This is a genomic window from Bradyrhizobium sp. P5_C12, from assembly GCF_054049735.1.
This window is the reverse complement of sequence record NZ_JBFULU010000005.1, coordinates 89459-114741: the sequence shown is the minus strand read 5'-3', so window position 1 is coordinate 114741 and position 25283 is coordinate 89459. Positions and strand designations below refer to the sequence as shown.

Sequence of the window (25283 nt, the reverse complement as noted above, 5' to 3'; positions counted from 1 at the left end):
ATCCAGCTCAGTCTGGATAACGACACGGTCGAGAACTGCGGCTACGATTGATGCGGTGCGACCGGGTGTCCCGCGATGTCATGCGGGGACCAGGTGGCAGACTGTTCGTCAGCCATGACGCATCCGAGCCTGGCATCGGATCGGGAATTGGCGCCGGAGCTGCGTCTTCAATCGCCGCAGGGCGACAGGACGGGCCCGACGAGCACAGCAATTTGCATTTTATACCCCTATTGGTTTTATGGGTATCAAACCGCAACTTGGAGGAGAAATCAACAGGAACTCATAGACCCGCCCGCCCTTCGGACGGCCGCGTCAGCGGCGGAGCATCCGGCAACGGCGGATCGGCAATCCGATCCAGGGATGTAAGCCAGTCCGGCGCAGCCTCGACCGGGAGCGCGGGCCGCTTCAGCGGCGCGTCGAGATCGATCCACTGTGCTTCGCCCGCCGCCAGCCAGAACGCCTTGTTCGCATCGAGGTCCAGCACGATATGCGTCGGCGGACGGCCGTGCTGCAGTCCGGCGTTGAACACCCAGGTCGGGCCGAGCCGGTCGAACCACGAGCCGTCGGGGATGAAGGGTGACTGATGCACGTGGCCGGAGATCACCATCGCCGGCTGATACTGCATGATCCATTGCACCAGCTCGACATCGCCGAAGAAGCGCTTGCCGCCCCAGCTCGTCGGCGAGTCTGCCGGCGGCGCATGATGCGCCCAGATCCATCGCTGCGGCCGGTTGACGGACGCATCGCGCAGCTGGTCGACGAGGCGCTGCTTGACCAACGGTCCGTCCCACCACGGGCACACCGTGAACAGCGTGTCGCCGATCGACAGGCTGTCGCCGTCGCAGGCAACGCCAAGCTCGCGGACCTCCGAGATCCAGCGCGAGATCTTCTCGCCCTCCGGATTGCGCTCGTCGAGGTCGTGATTGCCGGAGCAGAGAATGACCTTGGTCTGCGCGGCGAGCAACGCGAGGTACTTCTTCACCACCACGATCTGGGCGCGAAAATCCACCATGGAGCCGATGTCGAGCGCATCGCCGGCAAAGATCACGAGGTCGAACTGCGGCGCGGCGCTGACCAGCCAGTCGAGCTGCGGCAGCGAATAGTGCAGGTCGGCCACGACCAGGCAACGCATAGAAAATCCGTGTATGAGACGTTGAAAATATTTGGGAATTGCAAAACGTCATCAAGCAAGAAGCAGTCCAGCATGGTCGCTTCTTCTGGTCAATCGGACGCGGCAAGCATGCTCCGGCGCCTTGGCGCGCGCAAGGGGCGGGGCGTCGCAGGGCTGGACCGGATCATCGAATTCTGGTGTCGTGGCGCGCCTTCAACGCGGGTGATCGCATGACCTCCTTCAAGACCATTCGCGCCCGCGCCGAAAAGCGCAAGGGCGGGCCGAAGGCGCTGGACAGTCTGATGCCGGCAAAGCCCGACCTGAAGCGGCTGGCCAGGCTCGGCGACGATCGCATCCTTGCCGAGATGACCAAGCGGGTGTTTTGCGCGGGCTTCGCCTGGAGCGTGATCGATTCGAAGTGGGACGGCTTCGAGGACGCCTTCCTGCGCTTCCAGCCGGCCAAGCTCAGCTTCCAGCCCGAAGATTATTGGGAAGGCCTGCTGCGCGATGTCCGCATCGTGCGCAACGGCGCCAAGATCATGTCGGTGCGCGACAACGCCGCCTTCGTGCAGGCCATCGCCAAGGAGCACGGCAGCTTCGGCAAGTTTCTGGCGAAGTGGCCCTCGTCCGACGAGATCGGCCTGCTTGACCTGCTCGTCAAGCGCGGCAGCCGTCTTGGCGGCAACACCGGCCAGATGCTGCTGCGCTTCGTCGGCTGGGACGGTTTCGTCGCGTCCAGGGATGTCGTCGCCTGCCTGCGCGATGCTGGTCTCGACATCGCCGAGGAGGTCAAGTCGAAGGGCGATCTCGCCAAGGTGCAGGCGCAGTTCAACGCCTGGGCCGAGGAGACCGGTCTGCCCTACACGCATCTGTCGCGGATCTGCGCGCTCTCGGTCGGCGAGAACCGGAGCGAATAGGATCTGCCGCGCCCTCGCGCGCGTCCTTGCCGCCGTGTTGATTTTCGCCACGAATGTCAAGTAGGCCGCGTGCGTGCGGCCGTGGCGGCAGGCATTCCGCCGCTGGCGGTGACGCGATCGGGAGGAGGCCCCATGGCAGGAGCATTGGAAGGCAAGGTTGCCGTCGTGACGGGGGCCGCGTCGGGCATCGGGCTGGCCAGCACCGAGGCGATGCTGGCCGCGGGCGCGCGCGTGGTGATGGTCGACCGCGACGCTGCGGCGCTGAAGGCGCTCTGCGACAGGCACGGCGAAGCGGTGATCCCGCTCGTCGTCGATCTGCTCGACCCCAAGGACTGCGCGACGCTGCTGCCAAAGGTTCTGGAGACAGCGGGCCAGCTCGACATCCTGCATGCGAACGCGGGAACCTATGTCGGCGGCGACCTGGTCGATGCCGACACCGGGGCGATCGACCGGATGCTGAACTTGAACGTCAACGTCGTGATGAAGAACGTCCACGACGTGCTTCCTCACATGATCGAGCGCCGGACCGGTGACATCATCGTCACGAGCTCCCTGGCGGCGCATTTTCCGACGCCGTGGGAGCCCGTCTATGCGTCGTCCAAATGGGCGATCAATTGCTTTGTCCAGACGGTGCGACGCCAGGTGTTCAAGCACGGCATCCGCGTGGGATCAGTCTCGCCCGGCCCCGTCATCAGCGCATTGCTCGCGGACTGGCCTCTCGAGAAGCTGAAGGCCGCCCGGGAATCGGGAAGCCTGCTGGAGGCCGCCGAGGTGGCCGACGTCGTGATGTTCATGCTGACGCGGCCGCGCGGCACGACGATTCGCGATGTCGTGATGCTGCCCAGCAATTTCGATCTCTAGGTGGCGCGTTGGCGCCGGAGCGCCAAAATGATGTGCACGGTGTGGCGATCGCGCGCCGAAGCAGCGGCGGATGAAACTCGCGATCACGAAATGAATTCTGCCGGAACATTTGTGCGTGGCACCCGTTCGGACGTTGAGCCAGGCGAGAAACGGCGCAGGGAACGCCCGCGCTGGCTCCAACCCATGAAACCCGACACGGCAAAACGGAGCAGCTCATGAAGCTAACGTCCGCACAGGTGAAGCAGACCGTCAATCAACTCGGCGCCCAGGTGCTGCCCGACGAGCATCCCGCCATGCCCCAGCTCAGCAGCATGTTCGGCGAGCACACGTTCTTCGTCGATGAAACGGGACTCAAGGTGCTCGAGCCCACCCCGTCGGCGGGCGCGGAGCGGCAGACCGGCGAGGTCGTCAGTCTCGCCGACTGGAGCGATTCGGAACTGACGCGCCTGACGGCACATGAGCCCGAGCCGACAGGGGTAATCGTGGTGTTCGAGCAGATGAAGCATTGATTGGCGCGGGCCGATCGACCTTTGGCGGTGGCGGGTCTGAAAATCCGCCACGCGCGCAAGGATGTCGCGTTCGCGGAGGGTCTTTCAGTGTGGTTCAAATGCCGAAAGTCAGCTGCGGCTCCGCATCGTCCCCGTCCTGGAGGGACGATAGCGATACCCCCAGCAGCCTGACACGCTTGGGCAGCGGCATCTCGACTTCGAGCAGGCCACAGGCCAGCCGTTCCAGATCGTTCCGGCCTGCGACCGGCGCGGTGACGGACCTGCTGCGCGTGATGATCTCGAAGTCGGCGAATTTGATCTTCAAGGTGACGGTGCGGCCGCGGTTGCCGGTCGTCTCGCAATGGCGCCAGACCTTGTCGACGAGAGGCTTGAGCTCGGCGACCAGCGTGTCGAATTCGTCAAGGTCGGTCGAGAATGTGGTCTCCGCGCCGATCGACTTGCGGATCCGGTTGGCCCGCACCGGCCGCTCGTCGACGCCGCGTGAGATCCAATAATAATACGCGCCCGACTTGCCGAAATTCGCATTCATGAACTCCAGCGTCTGGTTGCGGATGTCGAGACCGGTGAACAGGCCGAGCGCATTCATCTTCGCACTGGTCGCCGGGCCGATCCCATGAAACTTGCCGACGGGCAGCGTCTCGACGAAGGCGGGCCCCATCTCCGGCGAGATCACGAACTGACCGTTGGGCTTGCGATGATCGGAGGCGAGTTTTGCCAGAAACTTGTTGTAGGAGATGCCTGCCGAAGCGTTGAGGCCCGTCTCGGCCTTGATTGTCTCGCGAATCCGCAGCGCGACGTCCCGCGCCAGCGGAATGCCTTGCAGGTTCTCCGTCACGTCGAGATAGGCCTCGTCGAGCGACAGCGGCTCGATGATCGGCGTGTGCTCGGCAAAGATGTCGCGGATCTGCCTGGAGATCGCCTTGTAGATCTCGAACCGCGGCTTGACGAAGATCAGATCAGGACATTGCCGCTTCGCGGTCACCGACGGCATCGCGGAGCGAACGCCGAACTGGCGAGCCTCATAGCTGGCGGCCGCGACGACGCCGCGTTCCGCGGAGCCTCCGACCGCGACCGGCTTTCCGCGCAGCTCCGGATTGTCGCGCTGCTCCACGGACGCATAGAAGGCATCCATGTCGATATGGATGATCTTGCGCACCGGCGAGGTCTCGCCAGTCACCGTGTCGGATTCGCTCATGGCAGGATGATACAATCGGGCGAAGCGAAGCGCGAGGTGATGGATGCTTTTTCGCGCCTTACGCAGCCCGGGCCCCGTTCGCCGGCCTGCTCAATGCGGCCATCTGGCGTTTGAATTGAGGCGTTCAGTCTCGACCAGGTTCAAAGAACAGTCTCAGGCTTGTGAGTGGCGAGCAAGAGCACGCGATCTAATATGAGCCCACGGAGGACAGCCAATGCAATACAGCTCCGAGCTCATTCAGACGATGCGTCAGGCACTGGAGACCGTGATGGCGAGCGTACCGGCCCATCAGTCGGTGTTCGGTCTGAAAGCGGCCGTGGCCGAATGCATCCTGAAGTCTGCCGCACACGGCCAGACGTCGTATGACGGGCTGGTGACCTCCGCCTCCGACCAGATCCAGGCGATCATCTCGATGCTGACGTGAGCGTCTCGCTTGATTTCCGGGGGAGCACCCTCCGGTTCAAGGTCTCACTGAATAGTCATTCGAAATGGCGGTGTCGCCGCCGGCGTAGAAGTCGCGATCTAGATGAGATACTGCGATAGCTCTTCGAACTCGATCGCCGTGAGGCGGCCACTGTTCGCGAGATCCTTTAGTCGTTGGGCGAATTGCGAGGAGGCCGCGATTCGCTCCTCTTGCCCTAACGTGTCGAACCATTCTGCCTCGTCGCCCTCGTAGAGCGGCATATCCGCGACGAGCGGCGTTTTGGCGAGGACATCATGGCTGCCGGCCGGCCGCACTTCGTAGTTATCCAGCCGTCGCCATGCCCCGACCCGGCGTTCGGCCCGAATGCGGAAATCTTCTCGCATCCTCGCCTTGAGCTCGTCCGCTGTATAGCTGCGCCAGCCCAGAGAGCGCATGATCTCTCTCATCCGCTGCGTATGCTCCGTCCTTTCGGTATCGGTCAGGGTGACCGGGTAATCGCCGAATTTGTAGTCAAGATAGTCCTCCCCCTTGTTGCGCAGGCACGCAATCATGTGGTGGAGGCTATCGAACGTGCCGATCTCGCGCGTACCGATGCGCATCCAATCAAGGTGCATGAGCATGCTGTGGGCAATGGCCACAAACTTGTCGTTCGCCAGCGCATCGACGAATGGACGGTATAAGGCGAGCTCACGTTCGAGGCGGTCGGAAGAATCGGCCATCGGCGGTTCGTATTTCAGGTCTTGCGAGACGGCGTCGCCGAAGACGACGTCGTCCGTGCGAATATCGACGTCTCCGATAATCCAGATCTTTTCGCCGCGGCCCTCGCGCCGCCACCAACCCATTCGGTTCTGGACGTTGCCTCGCGTGCCATCGGGCTGCAGCACATCCCGCGCGCGGATCGGGCGTAGGACCTCCCCGAAGCGATTCCAATGGACGACCGCAACTCCATGTCGCGTGCGGCACCCGTTCCTGTTCAGGTCGGTCACAACAGGCGCCCTCGTCTCGGGCGAATAGGAATACCAAGGCGCGTACTTCCGGTCATGTAGGGGACCGCCGACCCATCGCCAAACAAGCTTTGAATACCAGAGGCGCTCGCGCCACACCCGTAGTCTCCGCCAGGGACGTCGTATGACGTAGCGAAGCTGCTCAAGGGGTGTCAGTCTGAACTGTAGAAAGCGCGGATAAGGGTATCTGCGGCTCATGTCGCTTCCACGCTCTGGCGCCGAGGGTGCGGCATCGCTGTCAATTGCGCTGTAGGCGCGCCCGCGGGACGCTTGCGTGGCAGCCGCCACCACGACGAGCAAATCGTGAAATGGCGCACCCGACACGATTCGAACGTGTGACCTTTGCCTTCGGAGGGCAACGCTCTATCCAGCTGAGCTACGGGTGCTAGTCGAGGTTCATTTAGCCGATTGGCGGGGGGTGGGCAACCGCTTCTCGCCGGCCGTTTTCAGGCCGATTTGCGGGCGGCGCGGCCAGGAACCGGCTCCCGGCCGAGGCCTGCGAATTCGGCCAGCAGGCGTTCGGTGCAGATGACGCGGTTGCGACCGAGCCGTTTTGCCGCATAAAGCGCCTCGTCGGCCGCACCGAGCAGCCGATCGGGGCCGCCGTCGCTTTCGCCCGGGATGTGGCTGGTGACGCCGACGCTGAGGGTGACGTGATCACCGGCCCCGACGGCGCCATGGGGGACCCGCAAGGCCATGACGGCACAGCGGATCTCATCGGCGATGGCGCAGGCGTCGTCGCAATTCATGTCCGGCAGGATCAGCGCGAACTCCTCGCCGCCATAGCGGCTGGCGAGGTCGAGCGGGCGCATCGCATGGCGGCTGACGACGGCGGCAACCGCGCGCAGGCATTCGTCCCCGGTTTGATGGCCGTGCCGGTCGTTGAACAGCTTGAAATGATCGACATCGACGAACAGCAGCGCCAGGGGCTTCTGCGTGCGCCGGGCGCGGGCCCATTCCGTCATCAGCACCTGATCGAAGGAACGGCGGTTCGAGAGCCCGGTCAGTCCGTCCTTGGTGGCGAGCTCCTTGAGCGCCGTCTCGGCGCGCTTCTGGTCGGTGAGATCGCGCAGCGTCTCCACCACCGCGATCAGATTGCCGGCCTCGTCGTGGATCGGGCCGGCGTCGATGGCGAGATAGAGCTGGCTGCCGAGCTTCGGCATCACGCACCAGTTCTCTGCGCTGAAGCCGAGCCCGTTATGGCCGCGCGCCGCATATTCCGGATAGAACTCCGGAAGCCGTTCCGGCCGGTCGAGCGCGACCAGGTCGGCGAGGCAAGGCCGCCTGGTCTCGTAGAAGGCCTGCCAGTGTTTCGTGGTGCCGATCACCTCGGAGGCGGCGACGCCGGTCAGCCGCTCGCAGGCCCTGTTCCAGATCACGACGCGGCGCTTCGGGTCGATCACGAAGGTCGGGACGACCAGATGCTGCATCAGCCGCACCGCATAGGAGTCGGCGACGTCGATGGTTTTCGCTGAAGTTTTCCTCGGCTTCGCCATCTCAGGCCACCGCCGCCACCGGTACGGCGCCGCCCGGGCCGAACAGCTTGCGCACCTCGGCGGCCGGCTTCGCGGCGCTGAACAGATAGCCCTGCATCTCCGTGCAGCCGAGGGCGCGCAGCATCTCGCGCTGGGCCTCGGTCTCGACGCCCTCGGCGACCGTGGTCATGTTGCTGGCGGCCGCGATCTTCACCACGGCCTGCACGATGACGGGCGCGCCGCTCGCGTCGGCGATGTCGGCGACGAAGCAGCGGTCGATCTTGATCTTGTCGAACGGGAAGCGCTTCAGATAGCTCAGCGAGGAGTAGCCGGTGCCGAAATCGTCGAGCGCGATGCGCACGCCGATCGAGCGGAGCTGGTGCAGGATCGAGAGCGCCGCCTCGTCGTCGCGGATCAGCACGGCCTCGGTGATCTCGAGCTCGAGCCGCCGCGGGTCGAGGCCGGAATTGGCGAGCGCGCTTGCGATCTTCAGGGCCAGCGTGTCGCATTTGAGCTGCACCGGCGAGACGTTGACCGCGAGCCGCACATGCGCCGGCCAGGTCGCGGCCTCGTTGCAGGCGGTGCGGAGCACCCAGTCGCCGAGCTCGTTGATCAGGCCGGTATCCTCGGCGACCGGAATGAATTCGGCCGGCGACACCATGCCGCGCTCGGGATGCCGCCAGCGCAGCAGCGCCTCGCAGCCCGAGACCTCGCCGGAGTGCAGGTTGACCAGCGGCTGGTAGTGGATCTCGAAGCCGCCGTTCACCAGGGCCTGACGCAGGTCCTGCTCCATGGTGAGCCGCGCCTTGGCGCTCGCATCCATCGCCGGCACGAAGAAGCGATAGGTGCGGCGGCCCTCCGCCTTGGCGCCGTACATCGCGAGATCGGCGTTCTTGATGAGCTGATCGAGATCGGTGCCGTCCTGCGGCGCCAGCGCGATGCCGATGCTGGCATCGGTCGAGAGCTGGTGGCCGAGGCAGTGATAGGGGCGTCGGATCGCCTCGTGGATGCGGGTCACGAACGACAGCACGTCGGCCGACGATTCCACCTTGGTCTGGATCACGGCGAATTCGTCGCCGCCGAGCCGCGCGATCAGGTCGTCCTGCTTGAGGCAGCCCCGGATGCGGCCCGCGATCGCCTTCAACAGCTCGTCGCCGACATGATGGCCGAGCGAATCGTTGATGCCCTTGAACTCGTCGACGTCGATATAGAGCAGCGCGAACTGCTCGCCGCCGGCGACCTTCGCCAGTTCGCGTTCGATCTGTTCGCGGAACAGCGTGCGGTTCGGCAGGTCGGTCAGCGCATCGTAGTGCGCCATATGCGCGATCTTCTCGTGGGCGCGCCGCCGCTCGGTGACATCCTCGACGACGCTGATGAGGTAGCGCGGCTCGCCGGACTTGTCGCGAATGCCGATCCGGGTCGAGGTGATGTAGCGCGGTCCCTTGGTTTGGCTCGGCCAGGCGTGCTCGTCCATGAACAATCCCTCGGCCGCCTGCAGCGCCTTGCTGTCGTCGTCGGTGACGATCCTGGCGATGGCATCCGGATACATGTCGAAGGGAGTCTTGCCGACGATGATGTCACCGGGCTGGCCGAATTGCTCCTCGGCGGTCCGGTTGACCAGCAGATACTGCCGCGTCCGGGCATCCTTCACCGTGATCTGCGAGGGGATGTGATCGATGATCTCGCGCAGGAACATGTGGTTGCGGTCGCGTTCCTGCTCCAGATTGCGCCGCTCGGTGATTTCCTCGATCGTGGCGACCCATCCGCCCTGCGCCAGCGGGGTGTTGATGACCTGGAAGGCGCGGCCATTGGGCAGTTCATGGATCCTGGTGGAGACCTTGCCTTCGGCGACGACCCGCATCACATCGGTGCAAAACGCCTCGACGTCGCCGCCGAACGCGCCACGTTCCTTGCGATGATACATCGCCTCGCGGATGTGGCAGCCGGGCTTGATGACGTCGTGGGACAGGCCGAACATCTCGGCGTAGCGGCGGTTGCAGGTGACGATAAATCCGGCGGCGTCGTACAGGATCAGTCCTTGCGACATGTTGTTCAGGGCGGTGTCGAGCCGCTGCCGCTCCGCTTCGATCCGCTCCTGGGCTTCCCGGCTCTGCCGGCCGATCTGGCGGATGATCAGGAAGAGGATCAACGCGATCACGATCGCCGAAAGCGTTGCCGTGGTGAGCATGAAGCCGGTCTGCTGGCGCCAGTCGGCCAGCGCGGCACTCGTGGTGTTGGTCGCGACGATGACCAGTGGGAAATGCGAGAGCGAGGCCGCCGAGCCGAGGCGGTCTTCGCCGTCGATCGGACCCTTGACGCGCAGCGTGTGCCGGCCGCCCTCGGCCAGCATCTTGCGCATCAGCGGCGCGTCCTTGAAATTCCTGCCGATCAGCTCCTCGACATGCGGGTAGCGCGCCAGCATCTTGCCTTCGCGATCGAACAGCGAAATGGCCGCGCCTTCGGCGAGCGCCACGGACGCGAAATAGTGCTGATAGCTGTCGGGATCGATCCGGCGCACCATGACGCCGAGGAACGTGCCGTCCGGCATGTTCAGCCGGCGCGCGACGATGGTCGTCCATTTCCCGATGATGTAGCTGCGCACGGATTCCAGCAGGACCGGCTCGGCGCGCGGATTCGATTTGAAGGTCTGGAAATAGTCCCGGGACGAAATGTTGATCTTGGGCAGCGGCTGGGCGCGCGACCAGTTGATGATGTCGCCGTCCGCGTCGTAGATCACGATGTCGCCGAGATGGGACACCGCGCTGATCTTGCCCCTCAGCATCCGGTTCGCGTCGGATCCCGACATGCGCTCGCGGAACATTGCCGGCGAGGTGATCTCCGGCAGGTTCATCTGCCCGATCAGGTCGGCGGCGACGACGTCGGAATCCTCGAACTGCTGGTCGAAATGGCGTGCGATCAGCTGCACGGTATTTTCCAGCTCGCGCTCGCGGTTGGTCAGTGTGCGCTCGCGAAATTCGCCGATGGCCATCGCGGTCACGGTGAAGATGCCGGCGACGAGCAGCGCGCCGCACAGGGTCAGCCACAGCACGGGGCCTGGCCGCGCCGCAGCCTCCCAGCCGTTCTTCACGGCTAGGGACATTCCGGTTGCGATCCTGGAAAAGACCTGGCGCATTCCCCCTCCCTGGGGGAACATGAATACAACGCACAAATGGCGCAAACCTTAGGAAAACCAGTTACCTAAGGATTAATCCGGTTGCACGGCCGGCCCCGCGTCCGCAGTGCGGGAATCGCTCTGCGGTTGCGCGGCATCCGCATCAAGCGCGGCGCTGCATCATGAATCGCCGCTTAATGCGAGGCTCCCGCGCTCTTCTCTCCACGGCCAGCGCGCAGCCGTCCGACCACCCCGGTCGGGAAGAAGTAGACGCTGGCGATGAAGAGCAGCCCGAGCCACAGCAGCCAGCGGTCGGGATGCAGCAGCCCCAGCAGCAGCGGCAGGCCGGCCTCGGCGGCTGCCTTGGAGGCGACGCCCATCAGCGACTGGAGATAGTTCTGGGCGAGGATGAAGATCGTGGCGCCGATGATCGCGCCATAGATCGTGCCCATGCCGCCGATCACCACCATCAGCAGGATGTCGAGCATGATCGAGAAGCTGAGCGAGGTGTCGGGCCCGGCATAGCGCAGCCACAGCGCGTTGAGGATGCCGGCACCGGCGGCGACCAGTGCGGCGAGGCAGTTGGCATAGGTCAGGTGGAAGACGGTGCGGAAGCCGAGCGCTTCGGCGCGAAAACGATTCTCGCGGATCGCCTGCAGCACGCGGCCGAACGGCGAGTTCACCACCCGCAACAGGGCGAGGATCATCAGGGCCGAGACCGCGAACACCAGGTAGTAGGTCAGGGTCCGGCCGTTGATCTCGAAGCCGAGGAGATTTTTGGAGATCAGCACCGTACCAGGCCTGAGCAGCTCCGGCAGTTGAAAGCTGCGTCCGTCCTCGCCGCCGGTCAGCCAGGAGAGCTGCGAGGCCAGCACCTGGAAGGCGGAGGCGACCGCCAGCGTGATCATGGCGAAAAAGATCGCGGCGACCCGCAGCGAGAACAGGCCGATGGCGAGCGCGAGCAGGGCGGCGAGCGGCAGGCCGACGACGATGCCGGTCGCCACCGCGGCCCAATTCGGGCCCATCCCGTACAGCGCGATCGCGATGGCGTAGCTGCCAATGCCGTAGAACATGGTGTGGGCGAACGACACCGAGCCGGTATAGCCGAGCAGCAGGTCGTAGGACGCGACCAGCGCGGCAAAGACGCAGATCTTGGCCGCGACGTTCAGCGCCTTGGCGCCGGGGAACAGGAACGGCGTCGCCGCCAGCGCCAGGATGATGACGACGAGAACGAGCGTGAGCACGCGGCTCTTCGGCGGATCGCCTGACAGGATCATCATCGGCTGGTCACCGCGTAGAGGCCGCGCGGACGCCACATCAGGATGGCGACCATCAGCAGGATGTTGGAGACGAGGGCGAGCTTCGGCACCAGGAAGCCGCCGTAATTGGCGACCATCGCCACCAAAATCGCGCCGATGAAGCAGCCGCCGATCGACCCAAGGCCGCCGATGATGACGACGATGAAGATCAGCACGGTGAGGTCGTCGCTCATGGAGGCGTGGACCTGCTCGCGATAGAGCGCCCACATCACGCCGCCGAGGCCGGCGAGCGCCGATCCCGTCATGAACACGCCGAGGAATAGGCGGCGGATGCGATAGCCGAGCGCCTCGACCATCTCGCGGTTCTCGACCCCGGCGCGGATCAGCAGGCCGAGCTTGGTGCGGTTGAGCACGAGCTGGATCGCGACGAACACGGAGAGCCCGATCAGCGTCGCCAGCACGCGGTATTTGGCGATCGCGACGTCGCCGAGGATGAAGGAGCCGCGCAGTGAGGTCGGCAGCGGCATCGGGATGATCTGTGGTCCCCACAAGGCATAGAGCGTCTGCTCCGCGACGATCAGGCCGCCGGTCGTCATCAGGATCTGCTTCAGATRCTGGCCGTAGACCGGGAGGATCAGCACGCGCTCGACGACCAGGCCGAGCGCGCCGGACACCGCCATCGACAGCAGCGCGGCCGGCGCCAGCACCGCCAGGTTCACCCACAGCGAGTCTGCCTGCACGGAGGCCGCGAACGGCGCCAGCACCAGGGTCGCGACATAGGCGCCGACCGCGATGAAGGCGCCATGGCCGAAATTGAGCACGTCCATCAGGCCGAACACCAGCGTCAACCCCGAGGCCATGATGAAGATCATCATGCCCATCGCGAGGCTCGCGGCCGTCAGCGTCAGCCAGGTGCTGGGCGAGCCGATCAGCGGGATCATTGCGAGCGCCAGCGCGATCGGCAGCAGGATCGGCGCGATGTCGCGCTTCGGCTTCGGCAGCGGATCGGTTGCAGCCAGCTCAGTCATTGATGCGCCTCCAGGCTCAGGCCCAACAGCCGCTCCTGGAGCGGCACGTCGGTGGCCAGCGCCGCCATCTCGCCGCGATGGACGATGGTGCCGTTGTCCATGACCAGCACGTTGTCGCCGAGCTCGCGGGCGGCAAAGAAATTCTGCTCGACGAGGAGAATGGTGGCGCCCTTGCGCTTGATCTCCTTCAGGCACTCGATCAGCGCCATGACGATCGCGGGCGCCAGCCCCTTGGTCGGCTCGTCGATCAAGAGCAGCTTGCGCGGCTCGATGATCGCGCGCGCGATCGACAGCATCTGCTTCTGTCCGCCGGAGAGGCTTCCCGCGCGCGACAGCCAGAACCGGCGCAGCGCCGGGAAGAAGCCGAAGATCCAGTCGAGCTGGGTGTCGTCGAGCGGCCCGTCGCGCGCCGCCAGCACCAAATTCTCCTTCACCGTGAGGTCGGAGAACACCGCCATGCTCTCCGGCACGTAGCCGACGCCGAGCCGCGCGATGTCGGGCGTGGCGCGGCTCTCGATGCGCTCGCCGGCCAGCACGATCTCGCCGCGGGACGCCTGCCAGAGGCCCATGATGGTGCGCAGCGTCGTGGTCTTGCCGGCGCCGTTGCGGCCGAGCAGCATCGTGGTCTGTCCCTGCGGGACCGCGAGATCGATGCCCTGGAGGATGTGATAGCGGCCGATATGGGTGTGCACGCCGGAGAGTTTCAGCAGATCGGTCATGCCGCGCCCTCCGATGCAGCTTTCCTGGGCGCCACGCCGAGATAGGCTTCCTGCACGATCGGGGACGCGATCACCTCGGCCGGCGGACCATCGGCAACAAGCTGGCCGTTATGCAGCACGATGATGCGGTCGGCGAGCGAGCGCACCACGTCCATCTTGTGCTCGACCAGGAGGATGATCTTGCTGCTGTCCTGCTTGAGCTGCGCGATCAGGTTCAGCACCACCGGCACCTCGTCGATGCTCATCCCGGCGGTCGGCTCGTCGAACATGAACACTTTCGGCTCCAGCGCGATCATCAGCGCGACCTCGAGCTTGCGCTGGTCGCCATGCGACAGTGCGGTCGCAGTGACGCCGCGCCGATTGCCGAGCGCGACCTGGTCGAGGATGGCGTCGGCGCGGGCGATCAGGTCGCGGCGCATCATCCAGGGTCGCAGCATGTCGTAATGGGTGCCGTTCGCCGCCTGCACCGCGAGACGGACGTTTTCCTCCACCGTGAGGTTCGGAAACAGGTTGGTCAACTGGAACGCGCGGCCAAGGCCGGCGCGGGTGCGCAAGGGCGCGGAGCGATGCGTGATGTCGGCGCCGTCGAACAGGATGCTGCCGCTCGAGGCGCGCAACTGGCCCGAGATCAGGTTGAAATAGGTGGTCTTGCCGGCGCCGTTCGGCCCGACGATGGCGGTGAGCTCGCCGGGGCGAAAGCTGCAAGTGACGTTGTTGACCGCGACATGGCCGCCGAAGCGGATGGTGAGGTCGCGGGTCTCGAGGGTCAGCGTCATAAGCAGTCCGGCGAATGATGGGGTGGGAACGTATCCGCGATCACACTGCGCTCCCTCCCCCGCTTGCGGGGGAGGGTTGGGGAGAGGGTGCTTCCGCGGGCGAGAACCCCCAAGAGGAAAGAGCCCCCACCCGGCCTCCCGCGCAAGCGGGGGAGGTGAAGGAAGAACGATCAGCGCTTGTTCTTAACCGGGACGTTCATGTCCTCGATCTTCAGCTCGCGCACCGGCTCGAGCACGGCCCAGGCGACGTTCGGATCGACCTTGACCTTGAAGTGATACATGCTCTGGAGCGCCTGATGGTCCTCTTTCCGGAACATCATCTTGCCCTTCGGCGTGTCGAACTCCAGGCCTTCCATCGCGGTGATCAGCTTCTCGGTGTCGGTCGACTTCGCCTTGGTCACGGCGGCGACGACCGACATCGCGGCGGCAAAGCCGCCGGCGGTGAAGAAGTCCGGCGGCGCGTTGAAGCGCTTCTGGTGCTCGGCGACCAGCCAGTCGTTCACCGGGTTCTTCGGGATGTCGTAGTAGTAATAGGTCGCGCCTTCCATGCCGGGCAGGCCCTTATAGGCGGCGAGTGCCGGCAGGATGTTGCCGCCGGTGGAGAGCTCGATGCCGTAGCGCTTCGGATCCATGTCCTGGAGCTTGGCCAGCGGATTGCCGGCGCCGGCCCAGATCACCCAGATCACCTTGCGGCCGGGCTTGTCCTTCAGCGCATCGAACAGGCGCTGGCCGACCGCGGTGAAGTCGGTGGTCGAGGTCGGCGCGTATTCCTCGGCGGCGAGCGTCGCGCCGGTCTTGGCGAGTGCTTCCTTGAAGGCGGCGACGCCGTCGCGGCCGAAGGCGTAGTCCTGCGCCAGGGTCGCCACGGTGACGCCCTGCTTGCCGATCGCGACCGCGTTGGAGATCGCGTCCTGCGATGAGTTGCGCGCCGTGCGGAAGATGTAGCGATTCCACTTCTCGCCGGTAATCTGGTCCGCGACCGCCGGCTCGACGATCAGGATCTTCTTGTTCTCCTCGGCGACGGGCAGGATCGCCAGCGCCGCGGCCGACGAGGTCGTGCCGATCGCGATGTCGGCCTTGTCGTCCTGATAGGCTTCCGCGAGCGCGGCCTTGGAGAGGTCTGGCTTGCCCTGGTCGTCCTTGGTGATGATGACGATCTTGCGCCCGTCGAGCGTCATGGTGCCCTTGGTGGCGTATTCAAAACCCATTTGCAGGCCGGTCTCGGTCTGCTTGGCGTAGGCCTCGAGCGGGCCGGTCTTGCCGTAGATCAGCGCGACCTTGAGGTCGTCGGCCTGTGCGGAGGTGCCCGCGGCGAGGGCGAGGATGGTTGTTGTTATGATGAGTGATCGACGCACGATGGTCCCTCCTGATTCAAAGTTTCTCGGTAACAGCGATTTGCACAACGCTACGAACATTGCAATTACACCTTCCGGCCGAGCACGCCGGCTTGCGAGCGTGCATCATTTTTGGGCCTGCCGCGGGGCTCCGCCGGATGCGGCAGGGACGCCAACTCCTTCGACCTGCCGCCAGTCCGACTGCGCCTCGTCCGCGCTCTCGAAAATATGCGGCGCTACGCCGCGCTTCTCCAGCGCTTCACCGAGCTTGATGCGCAGGAAGCCGGAGGTGGTGTAGCGCGAGACGCCCGAATAGAAGCGGTCGACCAGGCTGCGTACCATGGCCGAATAATCGTCCATCAGCTCCGGCAGGATGGAAAAATTGTCATAATTGACGATGGCGTAGACCCGGCGGCCGAGCGGCGCCAGCCTCGCCTCGACGATGGCCGCGATCGTGTCGATCTCGGCCTTGCTGCGCAACGGATAGCGCTCCAGGTTGATGAAAAACAGGTTCTGCTGCTCGTCCAGCGTGAAGCGCTGGTCGAGCGGGATGGTGAGCAGCCGCTCGCGCAGATCCATGGGTCCTTCGCGGAAGATGCGGTCGTCCATGACAGCTGGATCGCGCGGGATCAGCGGCTTGAAAGCCATCAGGCGCAAAATGTCGCGCTCGATGTCGATGCCCGGGGCGACTTCCGTGAGCTCGAGCCCGTCCGGCTTGAGCTCGAACACACAGCGCTCGGTGACATACAGCGCGCGTTGCCGCCGCGCGGCGGCAAACGAGCCGCTGAAGGTGACATGCTCGATGCCATCGACGAATTTTGGTGATTTCGCCTCGTCGAGGATGACAAGCCGGCCGTCGCTCACCGCGATGCGCTGCCTGCCTGCACCGAACGTGCCGACGAAGACGACCTCCTTGGCATTCTGGCTAATGTTGATGAAGCCGCCGGCACCGGCGAGCTTCGGCCCGAACTTGCTGACATTGAGGTTGCCGGCGCGATCGACCTGGGCGAGCCCGAGGAAGGCGGCATCCAGGCCGCCGCCGTCGTAGAAGTCGAACTGATAGGGCTGGTCGATCACCGCCTGCGTGTTGATCGCCGCGCCGAAATCGATGCCGCTCGCCGGGATGCCGCCGATCACGCCAGCCTCTGTCGTCAGCGTGATGAGGTCGATGATCCGCTCTTCATTGGCGACGGAGGCGATCCCCTCGGGCATGCCAATGCCGAGATTGACCACGCTGTTGGCTTTCAGCTCGAAGGCGGCGCGGCGCGCGATAATCTTGCGTTCGCTGATCGGCATGACCGGCAACGAGGCGGCGCGGACCCGGATCTCGCTGGAGAAGGCCGGATTGTATTGCGTGCCGAATGTCTGCCAATGATGCTCCGGCTTCGCCACGACGACGCAATCGACGAGGATGCCGGGAATCTTGACCTGGCGCGGATTGAGGCTGCCGCCCTCGGCCACGCGTTCGACCTGGGCAATGACGATGCCGCCGGAATTATGTGCCGCCATGGCGATGGCGAGCGCCTCGAGCGTCAGCGCCTCCCTTTCCATGGTGAGGTTGCCGTCGGGATCGCCGGTGGAGCCGCGAATGATCCCGACATTGATCGGGAAGGTTTTGTAGAGCAGGCACTCTTCACCGCGAAGCGTGATCAGTTCCACCATGTCCTCGGTGGTGCGGGCATTCAGCTTGCCGCCGCCGTGCCTGGGGTCGACGAACGTCCCCATGCCGACGCGGGTGATGTGGCCCGGCCGGTGTGCGGCGATGTCGCGGAACAGGTGCGTGATCACGCCCTGCGGCAGATTATAGGCCTCGATCTGATTTGCGATCGCGAGCTGCTGCAATTTCGGAGCAAGTCCCCAGTGCCCGCCGATGACGCGCCGAACCAGGCCTTCATGGGCGAAATGGTTGACGCCGCGATGCTTGCCGTCGCCCTGGCCGGCGGCATAGACCAGCGTCAGATTGCGCGGCTTGCCTTGCGTGTAGGGCGCGTCACCCTCGTTGGAGAGATAGAGCTCCTCCAGCGCCACTGCGATCTCCTCGGCAAAGCCGATGCCGACGAAGCCGCCGGTGGCGACGGTGTCGCCGTCGCGGATCAGCATGACGGCTTCCGCCGCGGTGACGACTTTGCCCTTCTCGGCGTTGCGCAGGTAGGGCAAGGCAGGATGCTGGCTCATGGCATTCCCTCCCATGTCTGTTGCGGACCGCATGCCCGTTCTTCTCGCTTGGCCTTATTCGTATCGCGCGGAGCGGCTGGCGACCAGCCGCTCCAGCGTCGCGGGGTGTCGCGCTCAGCCCATTCAGGGTTGAGCGATTTTGCGGGTTTCGGTGGCGAAATAGACCGAGACGATGGTGATGATCGCCAGCGCGATCATGTAGAGCGAGATCGGCCAGGTTGCAGGCGCGTACGCCGTCATCAGGCCCGTCGCGATCAGCGGCGACAGCGCGCCGGCGAAGATCGAGGCGAGGTTGTAGCCGAGCGAGACGCCGCTGTAGCGCACCTTGGTGCCGAACAGCTCCGACAGGAAGCTCGCCTGCGGGCCGTACATCGCGGCGTGGCCGACGGCGAGGCCGAGCACGATCGCGATCCAGGCGTATTGCGGATTCTTCGTCGCCAGCAGCATGAACAGCGGGAACGACATCAGCGCCGAGAACACCGCGCCGAAGATGTAGACCGGCCGCCGCCCGACCCGGTCGGAGAGCGCGCCGAAGGCGGGAATGGTGAAGGTCTCGATCGCCGCGCCGATCAGCACGCCGTTAAGCATGTCCTGCTTGTTCATGCCGAGCGATTGCGTCGCATAAGCGAGCACGAAGGTGGCGTAGATGTAGAAGAAGCCGTTCTCGGCAAAGCGCGCGCCCATCGCGAGCAGGATGTTCTTGGGATACATGCGGATCGCCTCGACGATCGGCATCTTCACATCCTGCTTGGTGTCCTTGACCTTCTGGAACTCCGGCGATTCCGCGATGGTGAAGCGGATCCAAAGGCCCACCAGCACCAGCGCGATCGAGAACAGGAACGGGATGCGCCAGCCCCAGGAAAGAAGCTGTGCGTCGGTCAGCATCGCGGACACCACCGAGAACACCAGCGTGCCGAGCACGAGGCCGAGCGGCGCCCCGAGTTGCGGCCAGCTGCCGTAAAAACCTTTCTTGTCCGCAGGCGCATGCTCGACCGCCATCAGCACCGCGCCGCCCCATTCGCCGCCGAGACCAAAGCCCTGGATCAGCCGGCAGGTCACCAGCAGGACCGCGGCCCAGATGCCGGCGGTCTCGTAGGTCGGCAGGAAGCCGATCGCCGCGGTCGCCGCGCCCATGATCAGCAGGGTCAGATAGAGCATGGTCTTGCGGCCGATCTTGTCGCCGTAGTGACCGAACACGACGCCGCCGAGCGGACGCGCGATGAAGCCGAGCGCGTAGGTCGCGAACGCCAGCAGCGTTCCCATCATGGGGTCGAAGGTCGGGAAGAACAGCTTGTTGAAGATCAGCGCCGCGGCGGTGCCGTAGAGGAAGAAGTCGTACCACTCGATGGCCGTGCCGATCAGGCTCGCGGTGGCGACCGTCACGTGCGACGGCTGTCTCGCCTGAAGCTGATGGACCGAGATCGCTTCACTCATCTTGCGTCCTCCCTGGTTGCGAATGCGCATGTGCAGCATGCGTCATTGTGCAAAGCGAAGAGCAAGCTCCGCGCCAGATGCCACAGGTTTGCGCAAAATGGCTGAAAACCCAGCAGTTTCCGCGCGAGCTTCGGGACAAAGCGGCCAGGCCGTGTGTCAGGAATCCGAGACTCCGGACACGCGATGTCTCGCAACTCAGACGGATGCGGCTCCCGAGGCGAGGCCGAACTTGGCGAGCTTCTTGTAGAAGGTCGCGCGCGAGATCTGGAGCATCTTGGCCGCTTCCGAGATCTGGCCGTTGCTGGCAGCGAGCGCCTGTTCGAGCGTGTGCTTCTCGAACTCGGCCTCGGCTTCGGCATAGGGCAGCACGAGGCCGGCCGGCCGCGATGGTGCCGTGGGCACCGTCTCCGCGCCAACGGGGAGAATGCGATCGAAGTCGTCGCTGGTGAGGCGTCCCGAATCGCTCAGGATCAGCGCGCGTTCCAGGATGTTGCGCAGTTCGCGGACATTGCCGGGCCAGCCATAGTGCGCAAGCGCAGCCAGGCCGCTCGGCGTGATCCTGGCATTGAGGTAGTCACCGGATGCGCTGATGTCTTCGAGCAGCCGTCCACAGATCTCGGGCAGGTCGTCCAGGCAGTGGCGCAGGGGCGGCAGCACGATCGAGAGCACGTTGAGCCGGTAGTAGAGATCCGCCCGGAATGTCCCTTCGCTGACCCGCTTGTGCAGGTCGACATTGGTGGCCGCAATCACCCGCACGTCGACCCTGGTGACCTTGTCGGAGCCGAGCGGCTCGATCTCGCGCTCCTGGAGCACGCGCAGCAGCTTGGCCTGCAATTGCAGCGGCATCTCGCCGATCTCGTCGAGAAACAGCGTGCCGCCGTCGGCGATCCGGAATTTTCCCTCGCGGCCCTTGCGATCGGCACCGGTATAGGCGCCCGGCGCGGTGCCGAAGAATTCCGATTCGATCAGCGTGTCCGGGATCGCCGCGACGTTGACGCTGACGAACGGCTTTTCGGCGCGGGCGGACGCGTTGTGGATCGCCTGCGCCAGCATTTCCTTGCCGGTGCCGGTCTCCCCGGTGAGCAGAACGGTGACGCTCTGGCGCGCGGCGCGCGCTGCAAGCTCCTTGGCCTGTGCGATGCCTGCGGTTGCACCGACATAGTCGTCGAACGTGAACCGGGCGGCGCGTGCATGTGACAATTGCCGCCGCGCCAGCCGCAAATCGTTTTCGAGCTGGGCGACGCGACCGAGCAGTGGCTTCAAGCCCTCGAGGCGGTCGTAGAGCACGAAGCCGATCGCGCCGATGATATTCCCCCTCTCGTCCTCGATCGGCATGCGGGTCACGACGAGCTGCTCGCCGCCGAGCTCCATGATGTCGAGGATGATCGGTTCTCCCGTTTCCACGACCCTTCGCATCAGGCTGTTGGGGATGACCTCCTCGATCGGGCGGCCGAGCGCCTCGGATTCATGCGAGAGGCCCATCGCGGTGACGTATTTCTCGTTGACATAGACCACGCGTCCGCTGCGATCGATTGCGATGGCGCCTTCGCACAGATGCTCCAGCCGCTCGAACAGCGTCTCCATGGCGCGTGCGCGGATATAGGCTGGATCGCTGACGACGGAAGAGGGACCGGACATGGCGTGCCTCGCGGGAAGCCCGCCTGTTTATTACCAAAAGGGCAGTAATTTCAAAGGGCGAAAACGGTGCTGGCTCCGAAGTTGCCGTCGTCCCGGCGAAGGCCGGGACCCATACCGCGTGATCTTTCTATGAACCCCGGTGGCTGTACCGGGGGACTGGTGCCCTAACTGCTAGCCTTCATCAAACTCCTCCCTGTGGTTATGGGTCCCGGCCTTCGCCGGGACGACACAGAGATTGTGGAGCTGCTGTCGCCCTACCGCCGATACCCGCTCGCCCGCGAATAGCCCTGGCGGTTCTGCTGCATCGGGCGGCTGGTGACGCTGGCACGGGACTCGCTGGAGGCGGGCGTCGCCAGCTTCAGCTCCTCCAGGAAGATCGGACGGGAGAAATAATAGCCCTGCGCGTAGCGGATCTTGGTTGCGGCCTGGAGATAGGCGAGCTCCTCGTAGGATTCGACGCCCTCGGCGATGACGGTCATGCCGAGCGCCTCGCTCAGGGATTCGATCGCGCGCAGGATGCCCTGGTTGCGCGGACGCTTGTGGATGTCGGAGATGAAGGAGCGGTCGATCTTGATCTCGTCGGCGGTGATGTCGGCGAGCGCCGAGAGCGAGGAATAGCCGGTGCCGAAATCGTCGATCGAGATGCCGACGCCGAGCTTGCGGAACATCGGCAGGATCTCGGCCTGGAAGTGATTCTTGGCGACGAAGGCCTCCTCCGTCAGCTCGATCATGAAGCGTTGGGGAAAGCCGGTCTGGTCCAGCGCCTGCGCGAAGCTGCGCATGAATTCGGGATTGCCGGCCTGCCTGGCGGCGACGTTGATGCTGATGATCGCTTCGGCGCCAAAAGTGTCGTTGATCAGGTCGATCGATTTGACGATCTCGGCGAGCACCAGATGGGTCAGCTCGTCGATCAGCCCGAGCTCGCCGGCCAGGTTGATGAACGAGCCGGGCGCCTGGATGACGCCCTCGTCGTCGCGCAGCCGCACCAGGGCCTCGATGCCCTTCACGGCCTGCGTCCTGATGTCGACCTTGGACTGGAAGGCGCAGCAGAAGCGCTTCTCCAGGATGGCGAGCCGCAGCGATTGCTCGATCTTCATCCGCGCCAGCGCCTCGCGCTCCATGCCGGAATCGAAGAAGGCCGCCGAGCCCTTGCCGTTGTTCTTGATGCGGTACATCGCGATGTCGGCGTTCTGGCGCAGGGTCTCGAAGCTGCGTCCGTGATCGGGATAGAGGCTGACGCCGACGGAGGTGGAGGCGAAGACCTCCGAATTGTCGATGAAGAAGGGCGCGGTCAGCCGCTCCAGCGTCGCTTGCATGAATTCGGCGACTTCCTCCTGGCTCTGGATCGGCGACAGCAGCAGCAGGAATTCGTCGCCGGAGATCCGCGACAGCATGTCGGAGTCGCGCAGGTCCCGCCCGAGCCGCTTCGACAGCTCGACCAGCAGCGCATCGCCGACCGTATGGCCGTAATAGTCGTTGATGTGCTTGAAATTGTCGACGTCGAGAAAGGCGAGCGCGAAGCGTTCGCCGGCGCCATCGCGCGCCAGCAGGCCGTTGGCGCGATGTTCGATCACGCGCCGCGAAGGCAGCCCGGTCAGCTCGTCGAAATAGGCCGAGCGGAACAGCTGGTCCTCGAAATTCTTCTGCTCGGTGATGTCGGAGGAGGCCGAGATCAGGAGCTCGCGTCCGGCGAGCTGGACCGGACGATGGGTGGTGAGCAGCACCTGGCGTGCAGCTCCGTCATGGAGCGCTTCCTCGGTGACGACGGCCTCACCGGCGCTCAGCGCCCGGCGGCAGGCCTCCCGGCGTTGCGTGAGATTCGGTGATGGACGGCTGCCATCCATGCCGAGCTGGGTCGCCGCGGCATCGTTAACCAGAAGGAGCTCGCCGCCTGCGTCCTGCACGGTCACGCCGGCCGGAAGCATTCTAACGATTTCCTTGAGAAATCCCAGTTCGGCCTCAGTCGCGCCGGAGTATTTACTGTCGTTCATAGAAGTCATGAATCTTGTTGTTTCAGCGCGCCTTTGCAATGAGCGCGATCTTGCGCGGTTCCCTCTTAGGTTTGGTTAAGGGGTCGGGAGAAATACGGGGGTGTTTCGGGAGAAACTTGCGACGTTGTGGCGCGGGCAGTCGATCGTCATTAACAGGCGGTCAACGGCGCTTGCGAAAGTGCCGGCGAAGCGCGCGATCCGCTTTCGTTTGCAGCGTGGCTATGCGCCAATCATTCGCTTCTCGGGATGCGGCATTGCATGATGCAATGAAGCCCGGTCTTCAAGTAAGAGATCTCGGTCTTGCCGTCGAAGGCCGACAGCGCCGACTTCAGCAGCTTGGTGCCGAAGCCGGCTTCGGACACCTTGTCGATGCTCGGTCCCTCGGTTTCGTCCCAGGTGACGGCCAGGCGGTCGTCGCTGACGGTCCATGACACCTGCAGCAATCCGCGCGGTGCGGAGAACGCGCCGTATTTGCCTGCGTTGGTGGCGAGCTCGTGAAACATCAGTGACAGCGTGACCGCGAGCTTCGGCGGCAGGAACAGCCGGTCGCCGTTGAGGGTGAAGCGGACATGGCCGTAAGGGCCGAGCTCCGAGATCAGGAGGTCGCGGATGTCGCAACCGGCCTTGTCGATCCGCGAAATCAGGTCGTCGGTCGCGGCCAGCGACCGCAGCCGCGGATCGATCCGGCTCCAGACCTGCGGCTCGTCGTGCAGCACCTGATGCAGCACGGCGTGCACCGTCGACAGCTTGTTCTTCAGCCGGTGCTGGAGCTCGTCGACCAGGAGCTTGCGATAGTCTTCTTCCTCGATCAGGCGCTTGGCGATCCGGCGCTGCTCCACCAGCATCGTGCGATAATGCTCGACGCCCCAGATGGTGAGCGCGCAGACCACCCAATAGAGCGCCAGCAGGGCAAATCGCGTGTGATCGGCAAACGTGTCGCCGAAATTCAGGACGACGCCGAGCACGCCGCCGACCAGCGCGGTCACGACGCCGATGCGGAAGCCGCCGAACGCCGCCGCAAAGAATACGGCCGGGAAGTACGGCGTGAAGTAGACGTCCGGCCGCAACTGCGCGAGGCCCCAACGCGCCACCGTCGCGACCAGCAGGCAGGCCGCCGCGAAGGCGATGCTCAGGCCGAGCGATGGCGGTGCCATGCCCTGCCAGCCCTTGCGGAATTCGTCGATCAGCTTCCCCATGCGCCGCCCGGTGGTTGCGATCCGCGGTCCAAAATCGAGCTGTCGGCGCGAATGTTACGCATATCGGCTGCGCAAGCATAGCTTGCCTTGTCCGGAGCAGGCAGGGATAGTGAGCTCTGCGGCAAAGGCAGGTGCCCGCTGGCTGGCATCAAATAATGGTTTGAAAACAGGGACGCTCCATGGGCAGGCTGGACGGCAAGGTTGCGGTGATTACGGGCGCGACGAGCGGGATCGGATTGCGTACCGCGGAAGTCTTCGTTGCCGAAGGTGCCAAAATTGTGATCGCGGGCCGGCGCATACCGGAAGGCGAGGCGCTGGCGAAGCAGCTCGGCGCCAATTGCACTTTCCGCCAGACGGATGTGACGGTCGAACAACAGATGCAGGCGCTGATCGCGCTCGCGGTCGAGAAGTTCGGCCGGATCGACTGCCTGTTCAACAATGCCGGCGGTCCGGCGCAGACCGGCGGCATCGAGGGCCTCGAGGTCGAGCGGTTCGACGCCGCGATGGCGACGCTGGTGCGCAGCGTCATGCTCGGCATGAAGCACGCCGCGCCCTACATGAAGAAGCAGGGTTCTGGCAGCATCATCAACAATGGCAGCGTCGCCGGCCGTCTCGCCGGCTTCTCGTCCTCGATGGTCTATGGCGCGGCCAAGGCCGCGGTGATCCATCTCACCAAATGCGCGGCCATGGAGCTCGGCGAGGCCAATGTGCGCGTCAACTCGATCTCGCCCGGTGCGATCGCGACCGGCATTTTCGGCAAGGCGCTGGGATTGACGACGGAGGCTGCGGAAAAGACCCCGGCGGTGATGCGCGAGATCTACAAGTCCGCGCAGCCGATCCCGCGCGCCGGCCTCCCAGACGACATCGCGCACGCCGCCGTGTTTCTGGCGAGCGACGAATCCAGCTTCATCAACGGCCATGATCTCGTCATCGACGGCGCCATGACCGGCGGCCGCAACTGGAGCCAGCAGCAGCAGGGCTACGTGGCGCTGCGCAAGGCATTCGATCAGGGGGCCGGATAGGTCTCGTGCCCCGGACGCAGCGCAGCGCTTCTTCAGCGGTGCGCTGCAGAGCCGGGGCCCATCTTGCTACCGAACGCATATCGACATTCTGGGTCCCGGCTCG

The 25283-nt window shown here is 64.7% G+C and carries 20 protein-coding genes and 1 tRNA gene; 5 read left to right on the top strand and 16 right to left on the bottom strand.

The features are described 5' to 3' along the window. Positions 1-280: 280 nt before the first annotated feature. Positions 281-1132, bottom strand: a complete 852-nt coding sequence (locus ACXJMY_RS06275) for a metallophosphoesterase family protein (protein ID WP_456618440.1) — start codon at positions 1130-1132, stop codon at positions 281-283. Between the two features lie 209 nt (positions 1133-1341). Between ACXJMY_RS06275 and ACXJMY_RS06270 the strand changes: the two genes are divergently transcribed. The 3 genes from ACXJMY_RS06270 (at position 1342) to ACXJMY_RS06260 (ending at position 3398) form a co-directional block, all read left to right on the top strand. Then, positions 1342-2028 carry a DNA-3-methyladenine glycosylase I gene (locus ACXJMY_RS06270; RefSeq protein WP_456618439.1) on the top strand — a complete coding sequence of 229 codons (687 nt, stop codon included), beginning with the start codon at positions 1342-1344 and terminating at the stop codon, positions 2026-2028. A gap of 132 nt (positions 2029-2160) precedes the next feature. Next, on the top strand, positions 2161-2889 hold the full coding sequence (locus ACXJMY_RS06265) for an SDR family oxidoreductase (protein ID WP_456618438.1): 729 nt from the start codon (positions 2161-2163) through the stop codon (positions 2887-2889). Positions 2890-3104: 215 nt separating this feature from the next. Further along, the gene (locus tag ACXJMY_RS06260) at positions 3105-3398 is read left to right on the top strand and encodes a hypothetical protein (RefSeq protein WP_456618437.1); all 294 of its coding nucleotides are present in this window, start codon (positions 3105-3107) and stop codon (positions 3396-3398) included. 94 nt (positions 3399-3492) lie between these two features. Here the strand turns inward: ACXJMY_RS06260 and dinB are convergent, their stop codons facing one another. Beyond that, on the bottom strand, positions 3493-4593 hold the full coding sequence (dinB, locus tag ACXJMY_RS06255; RefSeq protein ID WP_456618436.1) for a DNA polymerase IV: 1101 nt from the start codon (positions 4591-4593) through the stop codon (positions 3493-3495). Between the two features lie 214 nt (positions 4594-4807). Between dinB and ACXJMY_RS06250 the strand changes: the two genes are divergently transcribed. After that, a complete protein-coding gene (locus ACXJMY_RS06250) occupies positions 4808-5017 on the top strand; it encodes a hypothetical protein (RefSeq protein ID WP_456618435.1) in 210 nt (69 codons plus the stop codon). Positions 5018-5115: 98 nt separating this feature from the next. Here the strand turns inward: ACXJMY_RS06250 and ACXJMY_RS06245 are convergent, their stop codons facing one another. The 14 genes from ACXJMY_RS06245 to ACXJMY_RS06180 all read right to left on the bottom strand — a co-directional run bounded on the left by ACXJMY_RS06245 (position 5116) and on the right by ACXJMY_RS06180 (position 24158). Further along, positions 5116-6003 (bottom strand): hypothetical protein, encoded by an 888-nt coding sequence (locus ACXJMY_RS06245; protein ID WP_456618434.1) that lies wholly within the window; start codon positions 6001-6003, stop codon positions 5116-5118. A gap of 327 nt (positions 6004-6330) precedes the next feature. Then, positions 6331-6407 (bottom strand) — tRNA-Arg (locus tag ACXJMY_RS06240). A 60-nt stretch (positions 6408-6467) separates the two neighbouring features. Further along, positions 6468-7517 carry a sensor domain-containing diguanylate cyclase gene (locus tag ACXJMY_RS06235; RefSeq protein WP_456618433.1) on the bottom strand — a complete coding sequence of 350 codons (1050 nt, stop codon included), beginning with the start codon at positions 7515-7517 and terminating at the stop codon, positions 6468-6470. Position 7518: 1 nt separating this feature from the next. Beyond that, positions 7519-10629 carry a bifunctional diguanylate cyclase/phosphodiesterase gene (locus ACXJMY_RS06230; protein WP_456618432.1) on the bottom strand — a complete coding sequence of 1037 codons (3111 nt, stop codon included), beginning with the start codon at positions 10627-10629 and terminating at the stop codon, positions 7519-7521. A 173-nt stretch (positions 10630-10802) separates the two neighbouring features. Then, positions 10803-11888 carry a branched-chain amino acid ABC transporter permease gene (locus tag ACXJMY_RS06225; protein ID WP_456618431.1) on the bottom strand — a complete coding sequence of 362 codons (1086 nt, stop codon included), beginning with the start codon at positions 11886-11888 and terminating at the stop codon, positions 10803-10805. Further along, positions 11885-12895: a branched-chain amino acid ABC transporter permease gene (locus ACXJMY_RS06220; protein ID WP_456618430.1), complete on the bottom strand. Its 1011-nt coding sequence runs from the start codon at positions 12893-12895 to the stop codon at positions 11885-11887. The genes ACXJMY_RS06225 and ACXJMY_RS06220 overlap by 4 nt, the downstream gene beginning before the upstream one ends. Further along, positions 12892-13614, bottom strand: coding sequence for a branched-chain amino acid ABC transporter ATP-binding protein (locus tag ACXJMY_RS06215; RefSeq protein WP_456618429.1), 723 nt, complete (start codon positions 13612-13614; stop codon positions 12892-12894). Before ACXJMY_RS06215 ends, ACXJMY_RS06220 begins: the two co-directional genes overlap by 4 nt. Further along, entirely contained in the window at positions 13611-14390 is a 780-nt protein-coding gene (locus ACXJMY_RS06210; RefSeq protein WP_456618428.1) for an ABC transporter ATP-binding protein, read from the bottom strand. Before ACXJMY_RS06210 ends, ACXJMY_RS06215 begins: the two co-directional genes overlap by 4 nt. A gap of 170 nt (positions 14391-14560) precedes the next feature. Then, a complete protein-coding gene (locus ACXJMY_RS06205) occupies positions 14561-15745 on the bottom strand; it encodes a substrate-binding domain-containing protein (RefSeq protein WP_456618427.1) in 1185 nt (394 codons plus the stop codon). 105 nt (positions 15746-15850) lie between these two features. Beyond that, on the bottom strand, positions 15851-17899 hold the full coding sequence (locus ACXJMY_RS06200; protein WP_456618426.1) for an acyl CoA:acetate/3-ketoacid CoA transferase: 2049 nt from the start codon (positions 17897-17899) through the stop codon (positions 15851-15853). Between the two features lie 123 nt (positions 17900-18022). Beyond that, a complete protein-coding gene (locus ACXJMY_RS06195) occupies positions 18023-19333 on the bottom strand; it encodes an MFS transporter (protein ID WP_456618425.1) in 1311 nt (436 codons plus the stop codon). 195 nt (positions 19334-19528) lie between these two features. Then, the gene (locus tag ACXJMY_RS06190; protein WP_456618424.1) at positions 19529-20971 is read right to left on the bottom strand and encodes a sigma-54 interaction domain-containing protein; all 1443 of its coding nucleotides are present in this window, start codon (positions 20969-20971) and stop codon (positions 19529-19531) included. Between the two features lie 254 nt (positions 20972-21225). Then, positions 21226-22962, bottom strand: coding sequence for a putative bifunctional diguanylate cyclase/phosphodiesterase (locus ACXJMY_RS06185; protein ID WP_456618423.1), 1737 nt, complete (start codon positions 22960-22962; stop codon positions 21226-21228). Between the two features lie 230 nt (positions 22963-23192). After that, positions 23193-24158, bottom strand: a complete 966-nt coding sequence (locus ACXJMY_RS06180) for a sensor histidine kinase (RefSeq protein WP_456618422.1) — start codon at positions 24156-24158, stop codon at positions 23193-23195. Positions 24159-24337: 179 nt separating this feature from the next. Here ACXJMY_RS06180 and ACXJMY_RS06175 point away from each other — a divergent pair, with 179 nt between their 5' ends. Next, positions 24338-25180: an SDR family NAD(P)-dependent oxidoreductase gene (locus ACXJMY_RS06175; protein WP_456618421.1), complete on the top strand. Its 843-nt coding sequence runs from the start codon at positions 24338-24340 to the stop codon at positions 25178-25180. Positions 25181-25283: the final 103 nt, after the last annotated feature.

Excerpts from the sequence above, each read along its gene's own strand:
- ACXJMY_RS06275 (WP_456618440.1), bottom strand. The coding sequence starts at position 1,132 with ATGCGTTGCCTGGTCGTGGCCGACCTGCACTATTCGCTGCCGCAGCTC.
- ACXJMY_RS06175 (WP_456618421.1), top strand. The coding sequence starts at position 24,338 with ATGGGCAGGCTGGACGGCAAGGTTGCGGTGATTACGGGCGCGACGAGC.
- ACXJMY_RS06210 (WP_456618428.1), bottom strand. The coding sequence starts at position 14,390 with ATGACGCTGACCCTCGAGACCCGCGACCTCACCATCCGCTTCGGCGGC.
- ACXJMY_RS06195 (WP_456618425.1), bottom strand. The coding sequence starts at position 19,333 with ATGAGTGAAGCGATCTCGGTCCATCAGCTTCAGGCGAGACAGCCGTCG.
- ACXJMY_RS06235 (WP_456618433.1), bottom strand. The coding sequence starts at position 7,517 with ATGGCGAAGCCGAGGAAAACTTCAGCGAAAACCATCGACGTCGCCGAC.
- ACXJMY_RS06270 (WP_456618439.1), top strand. The coding sequence starts at position 1,342 with ATGACCTCCTTCAAGACCATTCGCGCCCGCGCCGAAAAGCGCAAGGGC.
- ACXJMY_RS06190 (WP_456618424.1), bottom strand. The coding sequence starts at position 20,971 with ATGTCCGGTCCCTCTTCCGTCGTCAGCGATCCAGCCTATATCCGCGCA.
- ACXJMY_RS06260 (WP_456618437.1), top strand. The coding sequence starts at position 3,105 with ATGAAGCTAACGTCCGCACAGGTGAAGCAGACCGTCAATCAACTCGGC.
- ACXJMY_RS06215 (WP_456618429.1), bottom strand. The coding sequence starts at position 13,614 with ATGACCGATCTGCTGAAACTCTCCGGCGTGCACACCCATATCGGCCGC.
- ACXJMY_RS06200 (WP_456618426.1), bottom strand. The coding sequence starts at position 17,899 with ATGAGCCAGCATCCTGCCTTGCCCTACCTGCGCAACGCCGAGAAGGGC.
- ACXJMY_RS06250 (WP_456618435.1), top strand. The coding sequence starts at position 4,808 with ATGCAATACAGCTCCGAGCTCATTCAGACGATGCGTCAGGCACTGGAG.
- ACXJMY_RS06225 (WP_456618431.1), bottom strand. The coding sequence starts at position 11,888 with ATGATGATCCTGTCAGGCGATCCGCCGAAGAGCCGCGTGCTCACGCTC.
- ACXJMY_RS06185 (WP_456618423.1), bottom strand. The coding sequence starts at position 22,962 with ATGAACGACAGTAAATACTCCGGCGCGACTGAGGCCGAACTGGGATTT.
- ACXJMY_RS06265 (WP_456618438.1), top strand. The coding sequence starts at position 2,161 with ATGGCAGGAGCATTGGAAGGCAAGGTTGCCGTCGTGACGGGGGCCGCG.
- ACXJMY_RS06230 (WP_456618432.1), bottom strand. The coding sequence starts at position 10,629 with ATGCGCCAGGTCTTTTCCAGGATCGCAACCGGAATGTCCCTAGCCGTG.
- ACXJMY_RS06180 (WP_456618422.1), bottom strand. The coding sequence starts at position 24,158 with ATGGGGAAGCTGATCGACGAATTCCGCAAGGGCTGGCAGGGCATGGCA.
- dinB (WP_456618436.1), bottom strand. The coding sequence starts at position 4,593 with ATGAGCGAATCCGACACGGTGACTGGCGAGACCTCGCCGGTGCGCAAG.